The 16,073-nt window shown below is 44.7% G+C and carries 16 protein-coding genes and 1 pseudogene; 10 read left to right on the top strand and 7 right to left on the bottom strand.

The annotated features are described in order from the left end of the window. Positions 1–33: 33 nt before the first annotated feature. The 3 genes from V7K40_RS20630 to V7K40_RS20640 all read right to left on the bottom strand — a co-directional run bounded on the left by V7K40_RS20630 (position 34) and on the right by V7K40_RS20640 (position 3,494). On the bottom strand, positions 34–744 hold the full coding sequence (locus tag V7K40_RS20630) for an SDR family oxidoreductase (protein WP_334962945.1): 711 nt from the start codon (positions 742–744) through the stop codon (positions 34–36). 564 nt (positions 745–1,308) lie between these two features. After that, the gene (locus tag V7K40_RS20635; RefSeq protein WP_334962947.1) at positions 1,309–1,731 is read right to left on the bottom strand and encodes a hypothetical protein; all 423 of its coding nucleotides are present in this window, start codon (positions 1,729–1,731) and stop codon (positions 1,309–1,311) included. Between the two features lie 125 nt (positions 1,732–1,856). Continuing rightward, on the bottom strand, positions 1,857–3,494 hold the full coding sequence (locus tag V7K40_RS20640) for a CTP synthase (RefSeq protein ID WP_334962949.1): 1,638 nt from the start codon (positions 3,492–3,494) through the stop codon (positions 1,857–1,859). An 85-nt stretch (positions 3,495–3,579) separates the two neighbouring features. Here V7K40_RS20640 and V7K40_RS20645 point away from each other — a divergent pair, with 85 nt between their 5' ends. The 3 genes from V7K40_RS20645 to V7K40_RS20655 all read left to right on the top strand — a co-directional run bounded on the left by V7K40_RS20645 (position 3,580) and on the right by V7K40_RS20655 (position 6,230). Next, positions 3,580–5,334 carry an N-acetylmuramoyl-L-alanine amidase gene (locus V7K40_RS20645; protein ID WP_334962951.1) on the top strand — a complete coding sequence of 585 codons (1,755 nt, stop codon included), beginning with the start codon at positions 3,580–3,582 and terminating at the stop codon, positions 5,332–5,334. Between the two features lie 261 nt (positions 5,335–5,595). Further along, positions 5,596–5,868, top strand: coding sequence for a hypothetical protein (locus tag V7K40_RS20650; RefSeq protein ID WP_334962953.1), 273 nt, complete (start codon positions 5,596–5,598; stop codon positions 5,866–5,868). Between the two features lie 32 nt (positions 5,869–5,900). Next, positions 5,901–6,230: a clan AA aspartic protease gene (locus V7K40_RS20655; RefSeq protein ID WP_334962955.1), complete on the top strand. Its 330-nt coding sequence runs from the start codon at positions 5,901–5,903 to the stop codon at positions 6,228–6,230. Positions 6,231–6,398: 168 nt separating this feature from the next. Here V7K40_RS20655 and V7K40_RS20660 read toward each other — a convergent pair whose 3' ends face one another. Both V7K40_RS20660 and V7K40_RS20665 read right to left on the bottom strand, forming a co-directional pair. Beyond that, on the bottom strand, positions 6,399–7,175 hold the full coding sequence (locus V7K40_RS20660; protein WP_334963472.1) for a Uma2 family endonuclease: 777 nt from the start codon (positions 7,173–7,175) through the stop codon (positions 6,399–6,401). 533 nt (positions 7,176–7,708) lie between these two features. Further along, positions 7,709–8,218, bottom strand: a complete 510-nt coding sequence (locus V7K40_RS20665) for a pentapeptide repeat-containing protein (protein ID WP_334962958.1) — start codon at positions 8,216–8,218, stop codon at positions 7,709–7,711. 87 nt (positions 8,219–8,305) lie between these two features. Here V7K40_RS20665 and V7K40_RS20670 point away from each other — a divergent pair, with 87 nt between their 5' ends. Both V7K40_RS20670 and V7K40_RS20675 read left to right on the top strand, forming a co-directional pair. Beyond that, on the top strand, positions 8,306–8,821 hold the full coding sequence (locus tag V7K40_RS20670; RefSeq protein ID WP_334962960.1) for a hypothetical protein: 516 nt from the start codon (positions 8,306–8,308) through the stop codon (positions 8,819–8,821). 86 nt (positions 8,822–8,907) lie between these two features. Then, positions 8,908–9,429, top strand: coding sequence for a YraN family protein (locus V7K40_RS20675; RefSeq protein ID WP_334962962.1), 522 nt, complete (start codon positions 8,908–8,910; stop codon positions 9,427–9,429). 64 nt (positions 9,430–9,493) lie between these two features. Here the strand turns inward: V7K40_RS20675 and V7K40_RS20680 are convergent, their stop codons facing one another. After that, positions 9,494–9,883 carry a hypothetical protein gene (locus V7K40_RS20680; RefSeq protein WP_012412259.1) on the bottom strand — a complete coding sequence of 130 codons (390 nt, stop codon included), beginning with the start codon at positions 9,881–9,883 and terminating at the stop codon, positions 9,494–9,496. A gap of 272 nt (positions 9,884–10,155) precedes the next feature. Here V7K40_RS20680 and queA point away from each other — a divergent pair, with 272 nt between their 5' ends. After that, positions 10,156–11,340 carry a tRNA preQ1(34) S-adenosylmethionine ribosyltransferase-isomerase QueA gene (gene queA / locus V7K40_RS20685; RefSeq protein ID WP_334962964.1) on the top strand — a complete coding sequence of 395 codons (1,185 nt, stop codon included), beginning with the start codon at positions 10,156–10,158 and terminating at the stop codon, positions 11,338–11,340. Between the two features lie 204 nt (positions 11,341–11,544). Here the strand turns inward: queA and V7K40_RS20690 are convergent, their stop codons facing one another. After that, entirely contained in the window at positions 11,545–12,492 is a 948-nt protein-coding gene (locus V7K40_RS20690) for an AraC family transcriptional regulator (protein ID WP_334962966.1), read from the bottom strand. Between the two features lie 481 nt (positions 12,493–12,973). On the opposite strand from V7K40_RS20690, the gene V7K40_RS20695 reads away from it, so the two are divergent. From V7K40_RS20695 to V7K40_RS20710, 4 genes and pseudogenes are all read left to right on the top strand, one after another. Next, positions 12,974–14,026, top strand: coding sequence for an aldo/keto reductase (locus V7K40_RS20695; RefSeq protein WP_334962968.1), 1,053 nt, complete (start codon positions 12,974–12,976; stop codon positions 14,024–14,026). Positions 14,027–14,432: 406 nt separating this feature from the next. Next, on the top strand, positions 14,433–14,693 hold the full coding sequence (locus V7K40_RS20700) for a hypothetical protein (RefSeq protein ID WP_334962970.1): 261 nt from the start codon (positions 14,433–14,435) through the stop codon (positions 14,691–14,693). A 166-nt stretch (positions 14,694–14,859) separates the two neighbouring features. Next, positions 14,860–15,057 (top strand): annotated as a pseudogene (locus tag V7K40_RS20705) (IS982 family transposase); the annotation flags it as partial. Positions 15,058–15,150: 93 nt separating this feature from the next. Beyond that, positions 15,151–15,993 (top strand): methyltransferase domain-containing protein, encoded by an 843-nt coding sequence (locus V7K40_RS20710; RefSeq protein WP_334962972.1) that lies wholly within the window; start codon positions 15,151–15,153, stop codon positions 15,991–15,993. Positions 15,994–16,073: the final 80 nt, after the last annotated feature.

Here is a 16,073-nt window from a genome sequence, read left to right on the forward strand (position 1 = left end):
TTTCTAAAGCAACCCAACCGATTTAACCAATACTTAATGTAATCGTCCCCCTCCATCTACATCTAATATCGCTCCTGTCGTAAATCCATTCTTGATAAAGTAGGAAACTGCTTGACCAATTTCATCAGGTTTTCCAACCCGCCCAACAGGGAACTCTCCGCCCATTTGCTTAAAGAAATCTGCTTTCTGCTCAGGAGTCATCCAATCATAAACCGGAGTGTCAAACAGACCGGGAGAGAGAATATTCACACGTAGAGGAGCAAGCTCTTTTGCCATCGTGAATGCCATTGCTTGAATTGCGCCATTCACCGCAGCCACCCCAGTTGTACCGGGGATTGCTGAACGGCTTGCACCACCGATGACAAACGTGATCGAACCATCAGCACGAAGTTTGCTTAAAGCCGCTTGAGTACACAGGAAAAAACCGTAAAACTTTTGGTCGAATGCAACTTTTAGATCCTCTATTTTCAGATCACGAAAATTGCCCCACGCTGCTTTCCCGCTACCAACTAATGCTAAGTCGTCGAGAGAACCCACTTGCTTAAAGAAGGATGCAACCGAAGCAGCATCTGTGAAATCAAGTGGAAATCCCGTACAGTCCCCCGCAACTTGAGAGAGTGCCTTATTGATCGTGTCTTGAGAACGACCAGAAATGATGACGCGATACCCTTCACTGCTGAGTACCTGTGCAGTTGCCAGCCCCATACCTGATGTCCCACCAATTACAACAACGGTTTCGCTCACAATCAAATCTCCTCTTTTTCAAGAAAAACTCTGTCATTCAGCTTGATCTCGAACACCAGCAGATAGCCTTCAAACTACCGTCTCAACCGCTCTCCAAAACTGTTGGTATCTTATCAAAAATCACAGGAGTTTCGATATTGTTCTCTACGTTGTGTTCTCCTTGAAGTAACTCAAATCTCTTGTCTATACTTGAGATCAAACCCTTGCGTATTCAGACGAAATCAAAATCAACTGTAAAATCCACATTTCACGCTTTAAAATGTAATCTTTAAATACTTCAATAACTCTTACGCAAAATCATTTATATTATTAAGTATTAACATTGACTTTTTATAGGCTTTTGGCCTAGGCGTTGCCCTGAAACCCTATTTTCTAAGTGTGCCTTTATCTCCTAAATGACCAAATTGTGAACCATAGCCTGACCAAAAGTTAACTTAATCTCAAGGTTATAGCCAAACGCCACTTAGTAATTCCAGTACTGATCAAATTACGATAACCCACGACACATAAGAGCATACAGATCCCAGCAGTAATAAAAAGTTGGGCAAACCTTACTAATTAATACTAAGACAAAGAATATCCTGTTGCTTTCTTAACGTATTTCACAACTTTTTCATAAGATTCCGGATTACTTACAGGGTTGATGATGATAGGGATAGTACCATCTGGCAACCAAAAAGTTATCCTGCCGTTTGGTTCATGACAAAAGGAACTGATGCAGTTGAGATTAATTACATATTCGTTTTTTTCGTAAATAATTTTTACCCAGTGGACATGATCTAATTCCAACGCCGTCACACATTGTAAATAATCAAGAATCTTTTGATAATCTTCCAAGTTACTTTGCGGGTTAATTACTACTGGAATTGCACTATCGGGTAACCAAAAAGTAACCCTGCCATTCAGTTCATAACAAAAAGCATGGACACGCTCAAAATTCACTAGATATTCTTTCCTCTCGTAAAGGATTCTCATCCAGTACGCCACAACATCTCCTCAAGTCCGAAATTTACGAATAATGCACCCTGTATGTCCAAGTCTATTGAAGCCTTAAGTTAATTTTGCTATGCAGGAATTCAAAATTAAAAAAAATAATTATGAATTATGAATTTTTATGACACCTCTAATGGTGTAGGTTTACCAGATGTCGAGAGAGAAAGAGCGATCACTGCTTGAATAAACCCTTTAAACAAGGGATGAGGGGTACTGGGGCGCGATTGAAATTCTGGATGAAATTGGCAAGCAAGAAAGAATGGGTGCTTGGGTAATTCTATAATTTCAACTAAGCGTCCATCGGGAGAAGTACCACTGATCACATAGCCAGACTTTAATAGCAGATCGCGGTAAGCATTGTTGAACTCATATCGATGTCGATGTCGTTCATAAATTACATCTTCTTGATAAAGCTTAAAAGCCAAAGTATCAGGAAGAACACGACAAGGATATAGTCCTAAGCGCATTGTACCCCCTAAATCCACTACTTCGTGCTGTTCTGGCAATAAATTAATTACCGGATCAGTTGTATAGGCGTCAAATTCGGCACTGTTGGCATCTGTTAATCCCCCTACGTGCCTGGCCCATTCAATTACAGAACATTGCATTCCCAGGCATAAGCCCAAAAAGGGAATTTGGCGATCGCGGGCATATTTAATGGCGGCAATTTTGCCATCCACTCCCCGAACACCGAAACCTCCTGGCACAACTATGCCATCGACACCCGTAAGATAATTTTCAGCTGGTTCAGTTTCCAAATCTTCTGAGTTCACCCAACGTAGGCGCACTTCACCATAGGTGGAAATTGCAGCATGGTTCAGTGCTTCCACTACAGATAGGTAGGCATCACTTAACTGCACATATTTACCAACGATGGCAATTTCTACCTCGTGCTTGGGACTATGTAACCGTTTTACCAGGGTTTGCCACTGCCTCAAATCTGGTTTACGTTGTTCCATTTGTAGCAACTTCAGCACTTGTTCTGCCATTCCTTCCCGTTCCAGATTCAGCGGTACTTCATAGATACTTTTGGCATCTTGGGAAGTGATGACGCATTCTTCGGGCACATCGCAAGATCCAGACAATTTCTGCTTTAATCCCTTGGGTAAGGGGCGATCGCTCCGACAAACTAAAATATCTGGTTGAATGCCAATGGATCTCAGTTCTTTAACTGAATGCTGTGTTGGCTTAGTTTTCATCTCACCCGCAGAGGCAATCCACGGCACCAGCGTTACGTGCATATACAGTACATTCTGCCGTCCCACCTCTTTGCGGAACTGGCGAATTGCTTCCAAAAACGGCAGTGATTCAATGTCTCCCACCGTACCGCCGATTTCTGTAATCACTACAGAGGGATTTGTACTTTTAGCAACTCGCAAAATCCGATCTTTTATTTCATTGGTAATATGGGGAATCACCTGTACAGTACCGCCATTGTAGTCTCCGCGCCGCTCTTTATTGATTACTGCCTGGTAAATCGAGCCAGTAGTAACACAATTCAATCGTGACATTGAGGTATCAGTGAAGCGTTCGTAATGCCCCAAGTCCAAATCTGTCTCCGCACCATCCTGGGTAACGAATACTTCCCCATGCTGAAAGGGACTCATCGTGCCAGGATCGATATTGATATAAGGGTCAAGTTTGAGAATCGACACGGAATATTCGCGCGACTTGAGCAAACGCCCTAGACTTGCTGCTACAATGCCTTTACCAATACTGGAGACTACGCCTCCAGTTACAAAGATAAACTTAGTCATAGTCGTTTGAATTTCTAACAACTTCTAAAAATACATCCCGTCATTGTGCCACAGTTGTTGTGGTGTAATCTTCTGTGATTTTGTCGTGAAAAACCTCTTAGGATTAGTAATATTAGGCTGTATTCTCACATCCTCCGTAGCGTTGGCCGAGTCATCTCTTATAGTCATTTTTCCCCAAACAAACTACCAGACAAGTGCCCAAAAAATCTTTTTTCTGGGCACTGCACCACCAGATAGTCAGGTTTTGATCAATAGTAAGCCAATTATCCGCAGCAAGGCTGGTCATTTTTCTCCTAGTTTCCCCTTGCAGTTGGGGGAGAATCTTTTTACTGTGCGTCACCACAATCAAGAACTCCAGATTAAGGTAACAAGGCTTACCGCTGGCCCTGAGCTACCACAGGGGTTAGCCTTTGCTAAAGATTCCCTGACTCCTGCATCTGACATTGCCAGATTACCAGGAGAACTAATTTGTTTTAGCGCGATCGCACCCCCCAATGCCAATGTATCTGTCAACCTGGCCAATCAAATTATTGCCCTTTCACCCCAACCTCAACAGGGACAACTACCAAGTAATTTGGCAGCTTTGACAGGGCAAAATCAGCCTCATGCCCAGTCTAGCGTAGGCAATTATAAAGGTTGCACCACAGTGGCAACAGCCGCCGATCTGGGACAACCTCAGTTTCAACTGACGCTCAATGGCAAGACGATAACTCAACCAGGATCTGGTAAAATTCAAATCCTCTCAAGAGCACAGTTGCCAGTTTCTGAGGTGATAGTAGATTCAGGCGTTGCTCGGACTGGCCCGAGTACCGATTATTCTCGACTCACACCACTGCCCAAAGGCACACGCGCAACAGTAACAGGTAGGGAAGGTGAATGGTTGCGCCTAGACTACGGCGCTTGGATTAATAGTCAGGAAACCCGCATTCTACCTGGTGCAATTCCGCCACAGACAATAATTCGCAGTGTCGGATACCGTCAACTCCCTGGTGCGACAGAGATAGTTTTCCCCTTGCAAGTCCCCGTACCTGTGAGCGTACAACAAAGTGAGCAAGCTATCGCTCTCACTCTCTACAATACTACTGCCCAAACGGACATAATTCGCCTGAATGATGACCCCCTAATTTATCGCCTAGACTGGCAACAGGTGGCTCCAGAACAAGTAAAATACACCTTCAACCTCAAAAAAGCTCAACAGTGGGGATACAAGCTAAGATACGACGGTACAACCCTGGTTTTGGCTTTGCGTCATCCGCCTAAAATCGGGAACATAAGACGAAAGCCTTTAGCTAATTTCAAGATTGTACTCGATCCAGGGCATGGCGGTAAAGAATCGGGTGCCAGTGGCCCAACTGGATATTTAGAAAAAGATGTCAATTTGGTGGTATCTAAGTTGCTGCGCGACGAGTTGGTCAAGGAAGGAGCAACGGTGGTAATGACGCGGGAGGATGATAAGGAGGTTTCCCTAGCAGAACGTCAGGCAATTATCAGTCAAGAAGAACCATGCATTGCTCTTTCTATACATCACAATTCACTACCCGATGATGGCGATGCCGAAAAAACCAAGGGATTTGCCGCTTTTTGGTATCAACCCCAAGCCCACAATCTCGCAATGTTTTTACACAACTATGTAATCAAAAAACTCGGCAGACCTGACTATGGTGTGTTTTGGGATAACCTGGCGCTGACACGTCCAACGGCTGCGCCATCAGTGTTGCTGGAATTGGGTTTTATGAGCAATCCTGATGAATTTGAGCAGGTGGTGAACCCAGAGGAACAGAAGAAGATAGCTCAGGCGATCGCTCAGGGAATTACTGAGTGGTTTATGAGTGTTCGGTAAATTTGGAGGTACAACTAGTGTTGTGCCCTCGTTGTATTTAGTGGAATGCGATGTCTGACGACAAGGCTAGTGCCAACGCTATTTTTTAGCTAGTTCCTGCTCAATGTTGCGATCGGTCTTTGTTCAAGCTTTTTTACTATTTGCTGCTTTGAGGCGATCGCTCTCCTAACTCCTACAAAACCAAACATTACTCTCTAACCTATATAGCTTCTGCTCTACAATGAAGTCAAGAATCTAGCAGCTTAAACAGGGGATTTATTTATGTCCCACCCTACGCTCAGTAGCCAAGAAGCCGCCCGACGTGGAAAGGAACTCTATCAAAAAAGTATCCGTGCCAAAGTTGAGACACAAGAGAACATTGGCAAAATTATCTCGATTAATGTTGAAACAGGAGATTACGAAATCGGTGATGATTTAGTCGAAACGAGTCTTCGATTACGATCCAAGCAAACTGATGCAGCACTTTGGGGAGAAAGAATTGGTTTTGATGCCGTTTATGCAGTTGGTGGTACATTACTCAGGACGGCACAGTGATACACGGGACTGTAGTTGGACTTCAGGCAAGAATGAGTGTGATTATTCTTCCAAGAGAACGTTCAGATGTAGAAATCAAATGTGTTATTGATACAGGGTTTGAAGGGTTCTTAACCTTGCCGTCTTCCGTGATTGCTGCTCTTGGCTTGCCCTACCTCATCAACATCAACGCAAACCTCGCTAACAATTCCAGTGTCGAAACCGATGTTTATTTGGCAACAGTTGTATGGAATGGTGTGGAGCGTAATATTGCAGCTCTAGCAATGGGTCGTCCACTTATTGGAACTGCCCTGCTTGAAGATTATCATCTCAGTATAGATTTTTCTGAAGGTGGTACGGTTCTGGTGGATGAAATTCTATAACCTATGCAGAAGATAGCAAAAACGGTGCTCAAGTTCTTGAAAGGTGCGTTGGCGTAGCCCGTCGTAGACATCACTGATTTGCCTTGCACTGAAAAGCTGGTTGAAGTCTGTGGTAAACTTTTGCCTGTGATTACTAAGTTTTTCGGCTTGCCATAACGTTAGTAAATATTACTCTTCTGGGTCGATACCCATTCCCCTGAGCCGTTCTGCTAATTGTGCAGCTTTTCGTTCTGCTTGCTCGGCTCTTTGCCTTTGTAACTCGGCTTCTTCTTGACCAATCAGTAACAGATTTCCCTCTAAATCCCACCAGCGCAACCAAAATTGCTCAGGATTATTCAAGTAGCTTCCCTGCCATAACCCTAGTTCCACTCCTAAAGGAGGAATTTGGTAGTTGCCTCGCTCATTTGGCTGCATCTTGTGGTAATAAAAATCTACCAGGTGATAAACCTCCAGTTTGTCATTACTAATTTGATAAATGCCATAGTAGGGAATTCGGATTACTCGCTCATATACCCAGAATTTACCTGGTTTTGCCCCTTCCCGACTACCAGCTAGAGGTAAAGGAGTGACATTTCGTTCTTCATCGCCATTACCACTAGCTAGTTTTATAGCAATCAATGGGGGTATGTATTCCCGCCACAAAACATAGGAGCGGCGGTTTTTGCCATCTACCCTTGGTGGTACACCAGGGACATAAAACCAGTCCGGTGCTGCTGCTCCTTTTTCTGGTGGTTCAGTCTCTCGCCAGTAAATACCACAATCTTGACCAATACAATACTGTCCATCTGGATGTAGACGTTGCAAAACCTGAGCAATTGAGTCTGTGAGAATTATGGTTTGGGGATGCTCTTGAAAATTTTTCACAAACGTACCATCAGACTCTGGTAGTTGAGTGTGATCGGGAAACTGAGGTGGTATGGCAACATCAGCAAGTATTTCACTCATGCTTTGAAAAGTATTGCGGCTATTTTTGTAGTGCTTTAGGCTTCCCATAAGGTATTACGAGCTAGTATAACACCTTGCCATATCTTGATTTCAGTGCTTGTACAGTGCCAGAATTCTTTGGATTGCGAATAGAAATACATGAAATTAGGACTTACGCATTGACAATAAATACCAAATATGAAGAAGTTTAAAAACCACATTTTTTGTAAAGGCACAGCATTGCTGTGCCCCTACAGTATGGTCTATTTACTATCAAAGGATAATTAAGAAAAGCCTGAAACAACCTATTTTTGTTACTGCACAGCACGATTAATTTGTACAGTGCGTTAAGTTTTAGAAATCTTATATTTTGAAAATGGATGTCTTTTAAAATAGACGGCATAGTGGGAGCGATCGCTATTTTATTGAGTAATGGCAGTGCGATCGCCCAAGATGCATAAAGATATATCACTATTTTATAAGTAGGGGAGCAGAGGAGCAGAGGGGAAATAACCAATGCCCAATGGCCCTACCAAATGTACAGGTAGAAAATACTAAGGACAAAACAACGTGTCACGCGTATCTCGTCCTGTAATGGGATTAGTTCCTTTGGCAAGTTTGCACAATTTTTTTTGCTCATCGGAACGCAGCAGTGCATCAGTAAAATCTGCCCCGTCAATGATTGCACCATCAAATCTGGCATTAGCAGCAAACACGCCCTGCAACAGTGCATTTGTCAAATTTGCTCTAACTAAACGAGCTGAGTCTAAAGTGGCATTTCTCAAATCAGATCCCTCCAAATTTGCAGACTCCAAATTTGCTGCAAAGAAACTGACACCGCGCAAATTAGCGTGGCTGAAGTTGCTCTGGCGGAGATTAGCTTTGGTAAAGCTGGAGTCTGTTAAATCACGTCCTGAGAAATCAGTATCGACCAAAATTTCTTTATTATATTCGAGTGCCAAAGCTGTTGGAGCAAAACCTACGGTTGCGGTGATGCCAACTATTCCCCAAAAGAATAAGCTGAGTATGCTTGCCCAAATTCGGGCGCTTAACTTAGAATTCATGCAATTTTTAGCCAATAGCGAACCCTCCTCCATCTCATTATCCTTGAGTCAGAGATGTTAGCGCAAAAATCCTTTAAAAATATTTTTATGAATACTAATTCAAGTTCATACGACGATTTGAACATTGCCTTCGCACGACTTCAAGCTATCCAGTGGGATACGTTGGGAATGGGGGAGAAAGACGAAACACTTACAGAACTGATGTTAGAATTTCTGTCGCGGGTAAGACAATGGGCAAAGTTTTTACAGAGCGGACAGAAGCATATTTTTGAAAATCTTGCTCTCCAGATTCGCTCTGACATTGAACTCCCGTCTTTCCTAATGCAATGGCTGGACGAGTTATACAACAGCGACCGGATAGCAACTAGGCGTGGTAGTGTCTATGTTGTGCAAGGGGTATGTAATTACTTATTTTGGTGTCGTCTACGGGAATTTGATGCAGTCCCGGCGAATGGTCTTCCTGATCCTTATGAGCCTTTCATCAACTTTCTGGAATGCGGTGGTGGCATATATGTCGAGCATCACCAATTTATGGATATTTACCCCAATTATGTTTACTTCAATTTGACTGTTGGCAATGCCACGCCAGGAAGGGAAGAATAAGCACATCATGGGAGTATGATTTTGGCTAACTGCTAGAAACTCTTATTTTCCTGTTGAATTAAATAACCGAGAATACTAAAGTTTATATGCATTGTCCAAATAGTGGTCAATTAGGAGAAGACCTAGTAGCCCAATGGTTGCAATCTACAGGTTGGGAAATTCTTCATCGCCGCTTTTCTAGCCGCTGGGGAGAAATTGATATCATCGCCCAACATGATGGAAGTGCAGGGGAAGCAGGGGGAACAGGGGAGCAGGAGAGCAAAAAAGCAGTAGGAGAACTCAGGACTCAGCACTCGGTGCTGGCATTTATTGAAGTTAAAACTCGCAGTTGGGGTAGTTGGGATGCAGGGGGAAGAAGCGCAATCACCTCACAAAAGCAAGCAAAAATCTGGCGGACAGCTGGAATATTCTTAGCCCAGTTCCCTGAGAAGGCAGATTATTCTTGCCGATTTGATGTTGCTATTGTTTACTGTCAAAAGATATCAAAAAATCTGACTGGGGTTACAGCAACTCAAGAAGCTCTAGCTACTTCATCAGCAGCCGGATATAAGTTTAAGCTGCAAGAATACATTCTGGCAGCTTTTGACTCTTCAATTGATAATGGTTAATTGGTAATGGATAAAATATCTTGATTACCAATAATTTTGTAGCGGCGTTACAACCAAGATTGGATCACGCCAAAGTTTCTGGACAGTAGCCCAAGCCCCGGACAAACTGTTGCCGGAAGGCTTCGATTTCGTCTCTCTCTGGACTACCATGAGAAACGATCGCTACCTGATAGCGACGCATCACGTCCACAGGGCACTGTCCCGCTTCCAAACTCCAAAGTGCCATTTGTACCCTCATTGGCGGCTCGTAACTAATTCCTAATTCATTTAGAAAAGCCCGAAAGTCGCCATCTTCTTGAGGCGAGACTTGACCTTTGAGTTTGATCCTAACCACCCAGCCATCAATTTGATGAATTACGGTGACGAAAGAAACTGGTGTCTGGGGTCTAGCGTGCAGGTGTTGAACGACCCTCAGGGTTAGACTGGCATTTGCCAGATAATACAAGTATTCCATGTTTGTTGGTGCTTGGGATCAAAGCCAATCCTACATATCTATCTTCGTCAATCAGTATCTGTTCCCGGTAGGGTAAAATCCCCCGTATTTAGATGGGGAGGTTTACCCAATTTTTATGTTAAGTTTTCCGTGTTACTTAATAGTATCAATCTTATAGCCTAGCGAGAAAATTGAGCGAAGATGCCTTAAAGTTCCTTTAGAAGGGAAAGCTCAAACCAGCTTTTTTAAGAGAGTATAAATACTAAATAAACTAAAAACTAGTACAAGCCAATTTGAAAGACACCTCTAGCCCACAAGAAAAAGATTTGGAATTAGATTGCTCGGTAGCTGGCTATGACTACAAACTACCTCCAGAACTCATTGCCCAAAACCCAGCAGTTCCTCGAGATAGCTCACGGTTACTGGTGATTAATTCTCCCACCACAGCCACCGAAACAGCACCCCTGCACCACATTTTTCATGATTTGCCTGCACTGCTACGCTCTGGTGATTTGTTAGTTATGAACAATACAAAAGTTATTCCAGCGCGGCTTTATGGCCATAAATCCACTGGTGCTAAAATCCAAGTGTTGCTGTTGGAAGAACGGCAGTATAACTGTTGGTTAGCTTTAGTTAAGCCAGGAAAAAGCTTCAAACAGGGAGCGAAGATTATTTTTGAAGCAAGGCAATTGGGGATTAGAGATCAGGGATTAAGAATTGGGGATTGGGAAGATTCCTACCCAGTCCCCAATCCTCAACTCACAGCTACGGTTCTAGAAACAGACGTAGCAACCGGGGGGCGTTTGTTGCAATTTGATGTGCCAGAGGGAAAGTCTTTGGTGGAACTGTTAGAGGTATTTGGTGAAGTACCGCTACCACCGTACATCACTGCCTCGTCAGCTGCTGATGATCAGTATCAGACAGTTTATGCCAAACTGCCAGGAGCGATTGCATCTCCGACAGCAGGACTACATTTTACCCCAGAATTATTACAAAAGTTGCGCGATCGCAAAATCAATCAAGCTTTTGTAACGCTGCACGTTGGTGTAGGTACATTTCGCCCCGTGGAAGTGGAGGATGTAACTACCCATCACATGCATGAAGAATGGATTGAAGTCCCCATTGCCACAGTAGAGCAAATCCGCGCCACTAAAGCAGATGGCGGTCGGATTATTGCTGTGGGAACAACGGCAGTACGAGCTTTAGAAGGGGCGGCTCAATCTGGGAATTTACAACCATTTTGTGGTAAAACAGACTTGTTTATTTATCCTGGCTACCAATGGCGGGTGGTTGATGGTCTGATTACCAATTTTCACCTACCACGTTCCAGTTTGCTGATGTTAGTAAGTGCGCTAATTGGCAGACAACGGTTATTGAATATATACAACGAAGCGATCGCTTCAGGGTATCGTTTCTATTCATTCGGCGATGCCATGCTAATTTTGCCGTCAGCTATAAGAGTCCTAAGTCAGGCGTGAGGGCAATACGGTTCGCTGAACTTTTAATCCGTCCACTGCGATTATTTGTGGGTTTTCTAAAAATGCTCCTGAGGTTTTAACTGTTATGAAAATCCATTCCTCTCTCCTGCAAGGAGAAAAGCTTTGAATTCTCCCCATTCCCTAATAGGAAAGGGGGCTGGGGGGTTAGGTTTGAGTAAAAGTTGCACACGGCGTTACCCTCGCTTAAGACAGCGATTCCCGCAGACGATCAACGTCGCGCAAGGGTGGCTCACCAAAAAGCCTTTTGTATTCGCGGCTAAAGTGCGACGCATCTTCATAACCGACGCGATTCCCAGCAGTGAACGCATCGAGGTCTTCTCCCAACATGAGTCGCCGGGCTTCCTGAAGCCTAATCTGCTTTTGGAACTGCAAAGGACTCATTGATGTAACGGCTTTAAAGTGATGATGAAAGCTTGAAGCGCTCATCCCCAAATCTCGCGCAACACTATCAATCTTAAGCGGCTGGTCGAAGTTTTGACGAATAAGCTCCACTGCCTTCGCGATCCGGTGGGCGTTCCCTGCTACTACAGCGAGATGGCAAAGCCTTTTTCCCTGCTTACCAACCAAAAGCCAGTAGACAATCTCCCGGATGGTCAGCGGGGCTAAGAAATCGTATTCAGCGGGCTGATCAAGCAGCCTGACAAGCCTCACTACAGCATCCAGCAGTCCCCCGTCTAGCCGACTTACAGTAATGGCTCTAGCCTCAGTCTCAGAGCGGGGAAGGGAAAATTTAGATTCCATCATGACCGCTGTGATCAAAGAGGGGTCAAATTCTAGCCGCAAGCCTAGATAAGGCTCTCTGTGTGACGCTTCAATGACTTGGTTAACGGTGGGCAATTCGACTGTGGAAAGCAGGTAGTGGGCAGAGTCATATCGATAACGGTCATTGCCTAACAAAACTTCTTTACTGCCTTGAGCGACGACGCAGAAAGCAGGCGCATGGATAACATGTAAGGGCTGAGTTGGTGCCGAACAACTGATAAGAAAAAGTCCTTGCTTGTACTGAACACTTCCATCCCCTTGGGCAAGCCGTGCGATGCGATCAATTAGCTCTGCACGATTAGCTTGTGACCTTTGAGCTTCGAGGATTAAATTTTGATGGCTTTTTGCAGAAGTGTTGAGTTCAACCATAAAATTTTACATTAAATTATACCAGCGCTTCTGGGAGCAGATCATTGCTCTAATGGATCAGCGAGCAGCGCCGACTGAATTCCAGTCGCAATACCGCTGATGCTCGACAAAATCCCCATTTTTTCTGTGTCGCGTTATCTTTCAACACTTCTGGGCTGCTTGATAGGTGGGCTGACCCTAAGTTTTGCAGGATTGTTCAATAATTATTGACGATCGTTATACCCGACCACGCCCCTAAGATCCTACATTGAAATTGTGACTCCATCTTACGGTTTGTAATTGCCTGTCTATGTAGGCTGCCAAAAGACAAGCATGAAAAGCTCTGCCAGGCAGGACAGGGCAAACGATCAGATTGGAGGTTCATTGAATGACAAGTTTGAACATTTCGGCTTACTGTCCGACTGACTATTAATGAGAAGTCAGCACTCGGCTCTACTGCTGTAAATCTGAACACTGTAATAACTCACAAGGAGAATCAACCATGCGATACAAACTATTGGGTAAAAGTGGACTTCGCGTTTCTGAACTTTGCCTCGGTGCCATGACCTTTGGCGAAGACTGGGGCTGGGGGGCTTCCAAAGATGAAAGTCGCCAGATGTTTGAGACGTTTGTGGATGCTGGCGGCAACTTTATCGACACCGCAAACGTGTACACAGATGGCAGCAGCGAAAAGATTGTGGGTGAATTGATTGCTCCGGATCGAGAACGCTTTGTCGTTGCAACCAAGTATTCTCTTTCAAGTCGCTTAAATAGCACAGGTAGCGATCCCAATGATAGCGGCAATCATCGCAAGAATTTGATGCAGTCGCTTGAACGCAGCCTCAAACGACTGAACACTGATTATGTGGATCTGCTGTGGCTACACGTTTGGGACTTCACAACTCCCATTGAAGAAATCATGCGTGCCCTAGATGACCTGGTGCGGCAAGGGAAGGTGATGTACGTCGGGATTTCCGATACGCCTGCTTGGATTGTCTCACAAGCAAATATGCTAGCTCAGTGTCGCGGTTGGACCCCTTTTGTCGCCTTGCAAATTCTGTACAACCTGATTGACCGCACAGCCGAACGAGATTTGCTGCCGATGGCACAGGCATTAGAGATGACCGTCACCCCCTGGTCGCCGTTAGCGCGTGGTGTACTGACGGGCAAATACAATCACAACGGCAATGGGCAATCAAATTCGCGTGGAGAGAACATTCCAGAACGCAGCTTGAAGATTGCAAAAGTCGTAGGTCAAGTCGCTCAAGAACTTGGGTATTCTCCTTCGCAAGTTGCACTCGCCTGGATTCGTGCCCAAAGCAGCGCTGCAATTCCGATTATTGGAGCGCGATCGCTCTCACACGTCAAAGACAACTTAGCGTGCGTCGATATCGTCTTGCCGCCTGAACATCTCAAGCGCCTCGATGAAGTCAGTCAAATTGAGCTAGGCTTTCCCCATGACTTTATCAATAGCGATGCCGGGCATGATCGTTTTTTTGGTAGCATCTACAAAGCGATCGACAATCCTCGGAAACTGTTGACCTACAGCGCCTAAGTTAGTCTTCGCTATCCCCTTATTTCGGCTGTGACTTCAGTAACTCGATGTTCTAGTTGGGGGGCGATTTCTCCCCGACTAACGTTCAGATTTGGAGCCAAGCTTTAAAGCATCAGCACGAGGAGTGATACAGTAGCTTTTCGTTCTCCACTTGCTAGAAAAATAATCGATTAGAAACCGTCTAAATGAATTACAAATTGTCGATCTTTCCCGTAGAGCAGTTCTCACTGGCAAAGTAGGGTTTTCCACTACCGCTGTAGCGGCAACGGCTTTCGCCTAGTCAAGTAAGCAACACTCACCCTCCTCGACTAAACAGCCAAGCACCCAACAGCCACTCTCATCAGCTAGGTAGGAGGTAGCACAACCTGTCAATCCTGCACGACCGCTCGCCGGGCGCGTAGCATTCGTGACTGGCAGTGCGCGAGGCATTGGTCTTGCATCTGCGATCAAACTAGCGCATAGACTGCATACGGCATCAGCACCGCAAGCCGATCAACTAGTTATGCACAAATTTGGACGTGCCTGTAAGCATCGGGATCATTATTCAGCGAATTCAACTCAACCTATCTCCGAAGGATTGCGTCAGGAATCGAAAAATATCCGCGTGACCACAATATCCCCCGGTGTGGTTGAGACTGAATTTGCTTCTGATACGACAGACAATTAAGCCAAAGCAGCTCTGAAAGAACAACGCAAAACCGCAGCGCTAGCTCCTGATGCGATCGCCAGAGCCATCTTGTATGCCATATCTCAGCCAGATGATAACGATGTCAATCAAGTGATTGTTTGCTCAATCACTAGCACATCTGCGGTTTAAAGTCACCAAAGTTTAACGATGGAACCGCGCGATCAATGAAACAGTAATTGGCCAACTTGTTGACAGATTCCATATAGAGAAGGTTCGAGCCAGATATCTGTGGCATCTCACCAGTCGTCTCAATCGTAAGATTTTAGCTCATACCGTCTGCTTTTGGCTTAATCACCACAATTGTGACTCTCTTCAGTTCGACGAACTTGTTACGGAATATTAAGTCGCACATCGCGTTATTTTAATAAAAAATACACATGGTAGCCTATCTGTATGTTTTTTTTTAATTCGGCTTTGTCTTAACACTGCTTTTTTCATGAGTGCAACACTTTACCAGCAAATTCAGCAATTTTACGATGCTTCCTCCGGGCTGTGGGAACAGATTTGGGGTGAACACATGCACCACGGCTATTACGGCGTCGATGGTACCCAGAAAAAAGACCGCCGTCAGGCTCAAATTGATTTAATCGAAGAACTGCTCAATTGGGCAGGGGTACAAGCAGCAGAAAATATCCTAGATGTGGGTTGTGGCATTGGCGGCAGTTCTTTATACCTTGCACAAAAGTTTAATGCTAAGGCTACAGGAATTACACTGAGTCCTGTGCAAGCCGCGAGAGCAACAGAACGCGCCTTGGCGGTTAATTTGAGTCTGAGAACACAGTTCCAAGTTGCAAATGCTCAAGCAATGCCCTTTGCTGACGATTCTTTTGACTTGGTTTGGTCGCTAGAAAGCGGTGAACATATGCCAGATAAAAAGAAGTTTCTCCAGGAATGCTACCGAGTATTGAAGCCTGGTGGCAAGTTAATTATGGTGACTTGGTGTCATCGACCAACTGATGAGTCCCCACTAACGGCGGATGAACAAAAACACTTGCTGGATATTTATCGGGTGTATTGTTTGCCTTATGTGATTTCTTTGCCAGAGTACGAAGCGATCGCCCATCAACTACCATTACATAATATCCGCACTGCTGATTGGTCAACTGCTGTCGCCCCCTTTTGGAATGTGGTAATTGATTCTGCATTCACTCCCCAAGCGCTTTGGGGCTTACTAAATGCTGGTTGGGCTACCATCCAAGGGGCATTATCACTGGGATTAATGCGTCGCGGTTATCAGCGTGGGTTAATTCGGTTTGGCTTATTGTGCGGCAATAAGTAGGGGCGCACAGTTAGCTGTGCGCCACTACCCCGTGGTGTATCTACTTTTGCTTGCCCACTTACTTAGTAAGCTCAAAGTTA

It is taken from the genome of Nostoc sp., assembly GCF_036917195.1.
GTDB lineage: Bacteria > Cyanobacteriota > Cyanobacteriia > Cyanobacteriales > Nostocaceae > Nostoc.

Bases quoted from the DNA above. Each gene is read 5' to 3' on its own strand.
- V7K40_RS20640 (WP_334962949.1), bottom strand. From the start codon at position 3,494: ATGACTAAGTTTATCTTTGTAACTGGAGGCGTAGTCTCCAGTATTGGT.
- V7K40_RS20650 (WP_334962953.1), top strand. From the start codon at position 5,596: ATGTCCCACCCTACGCTCAGTAGCCAAGAAGCCGCCCGACGTGGAAAG.
- V7K40_RS20655 (WP_334962955.1), top strand. From the start codon at position 5,901: ATGAGTGTGATTATTCTTCCAAGAGAACGTTCAGATGTAGAAATCAAA.
- V7K40_RS20660 (WP_334963472.1), bottom strand. From the start codon at position 7,175: ATGAGTGAAATACTTGCTGATGTTGCCATACCACCTCAGTTTCCCGAT.
- V7K40_RS20665 (WP_334962958.1), bottom strand. From the start codon at position 8,218: ATGAATTCTAAGTTAAGCGCCCGAATTTGGGCAAGCATACTCAGCTTA.
- V7K40_RS20670 (WP_334962960.1), top strand. From the start codon at position 8,306: ATGAATACTAATTCAAGTTCATACGACGATTTGAACATTGCCTTCGCA.
- V7K40_RS20675 (WP_334962962.1), top strand. From the start codon at position 8,908: ATGCATTGTCCAAATAGTGGTCAATTAGGAGAAGACCTAGTAGCCCAA.
- V7K40_RS20680 (WP_012412259.1), bottom strand. From the start codon at position 9,883: ATGGAATACTTGTATTATCTGGCAAATGCCAGTCTAACCCTGAGGGTC.
- V7K40_RS20690 (WP_334962966.1), bottom strand. From the start codon at position 12,492: ATGGTTGAACTCAACACTTCTGCAAAAAGCCATCAAAATTTAATCCTC.
- V7K40_RS20695 (WP_334962968.1), top strand. From the start codon at position 12,974: ATGCGATACAAACTATTGGGTAAAAGTGGACTTCGCGTTTCTGAACTT.
- V7K40_RS20710 (WP_334962972.1), top strand. From the start codon at position 15,151: ATGAGTGCAACACTTTACCAGCAAATTCAGCAATTTTACGATGCTTCC.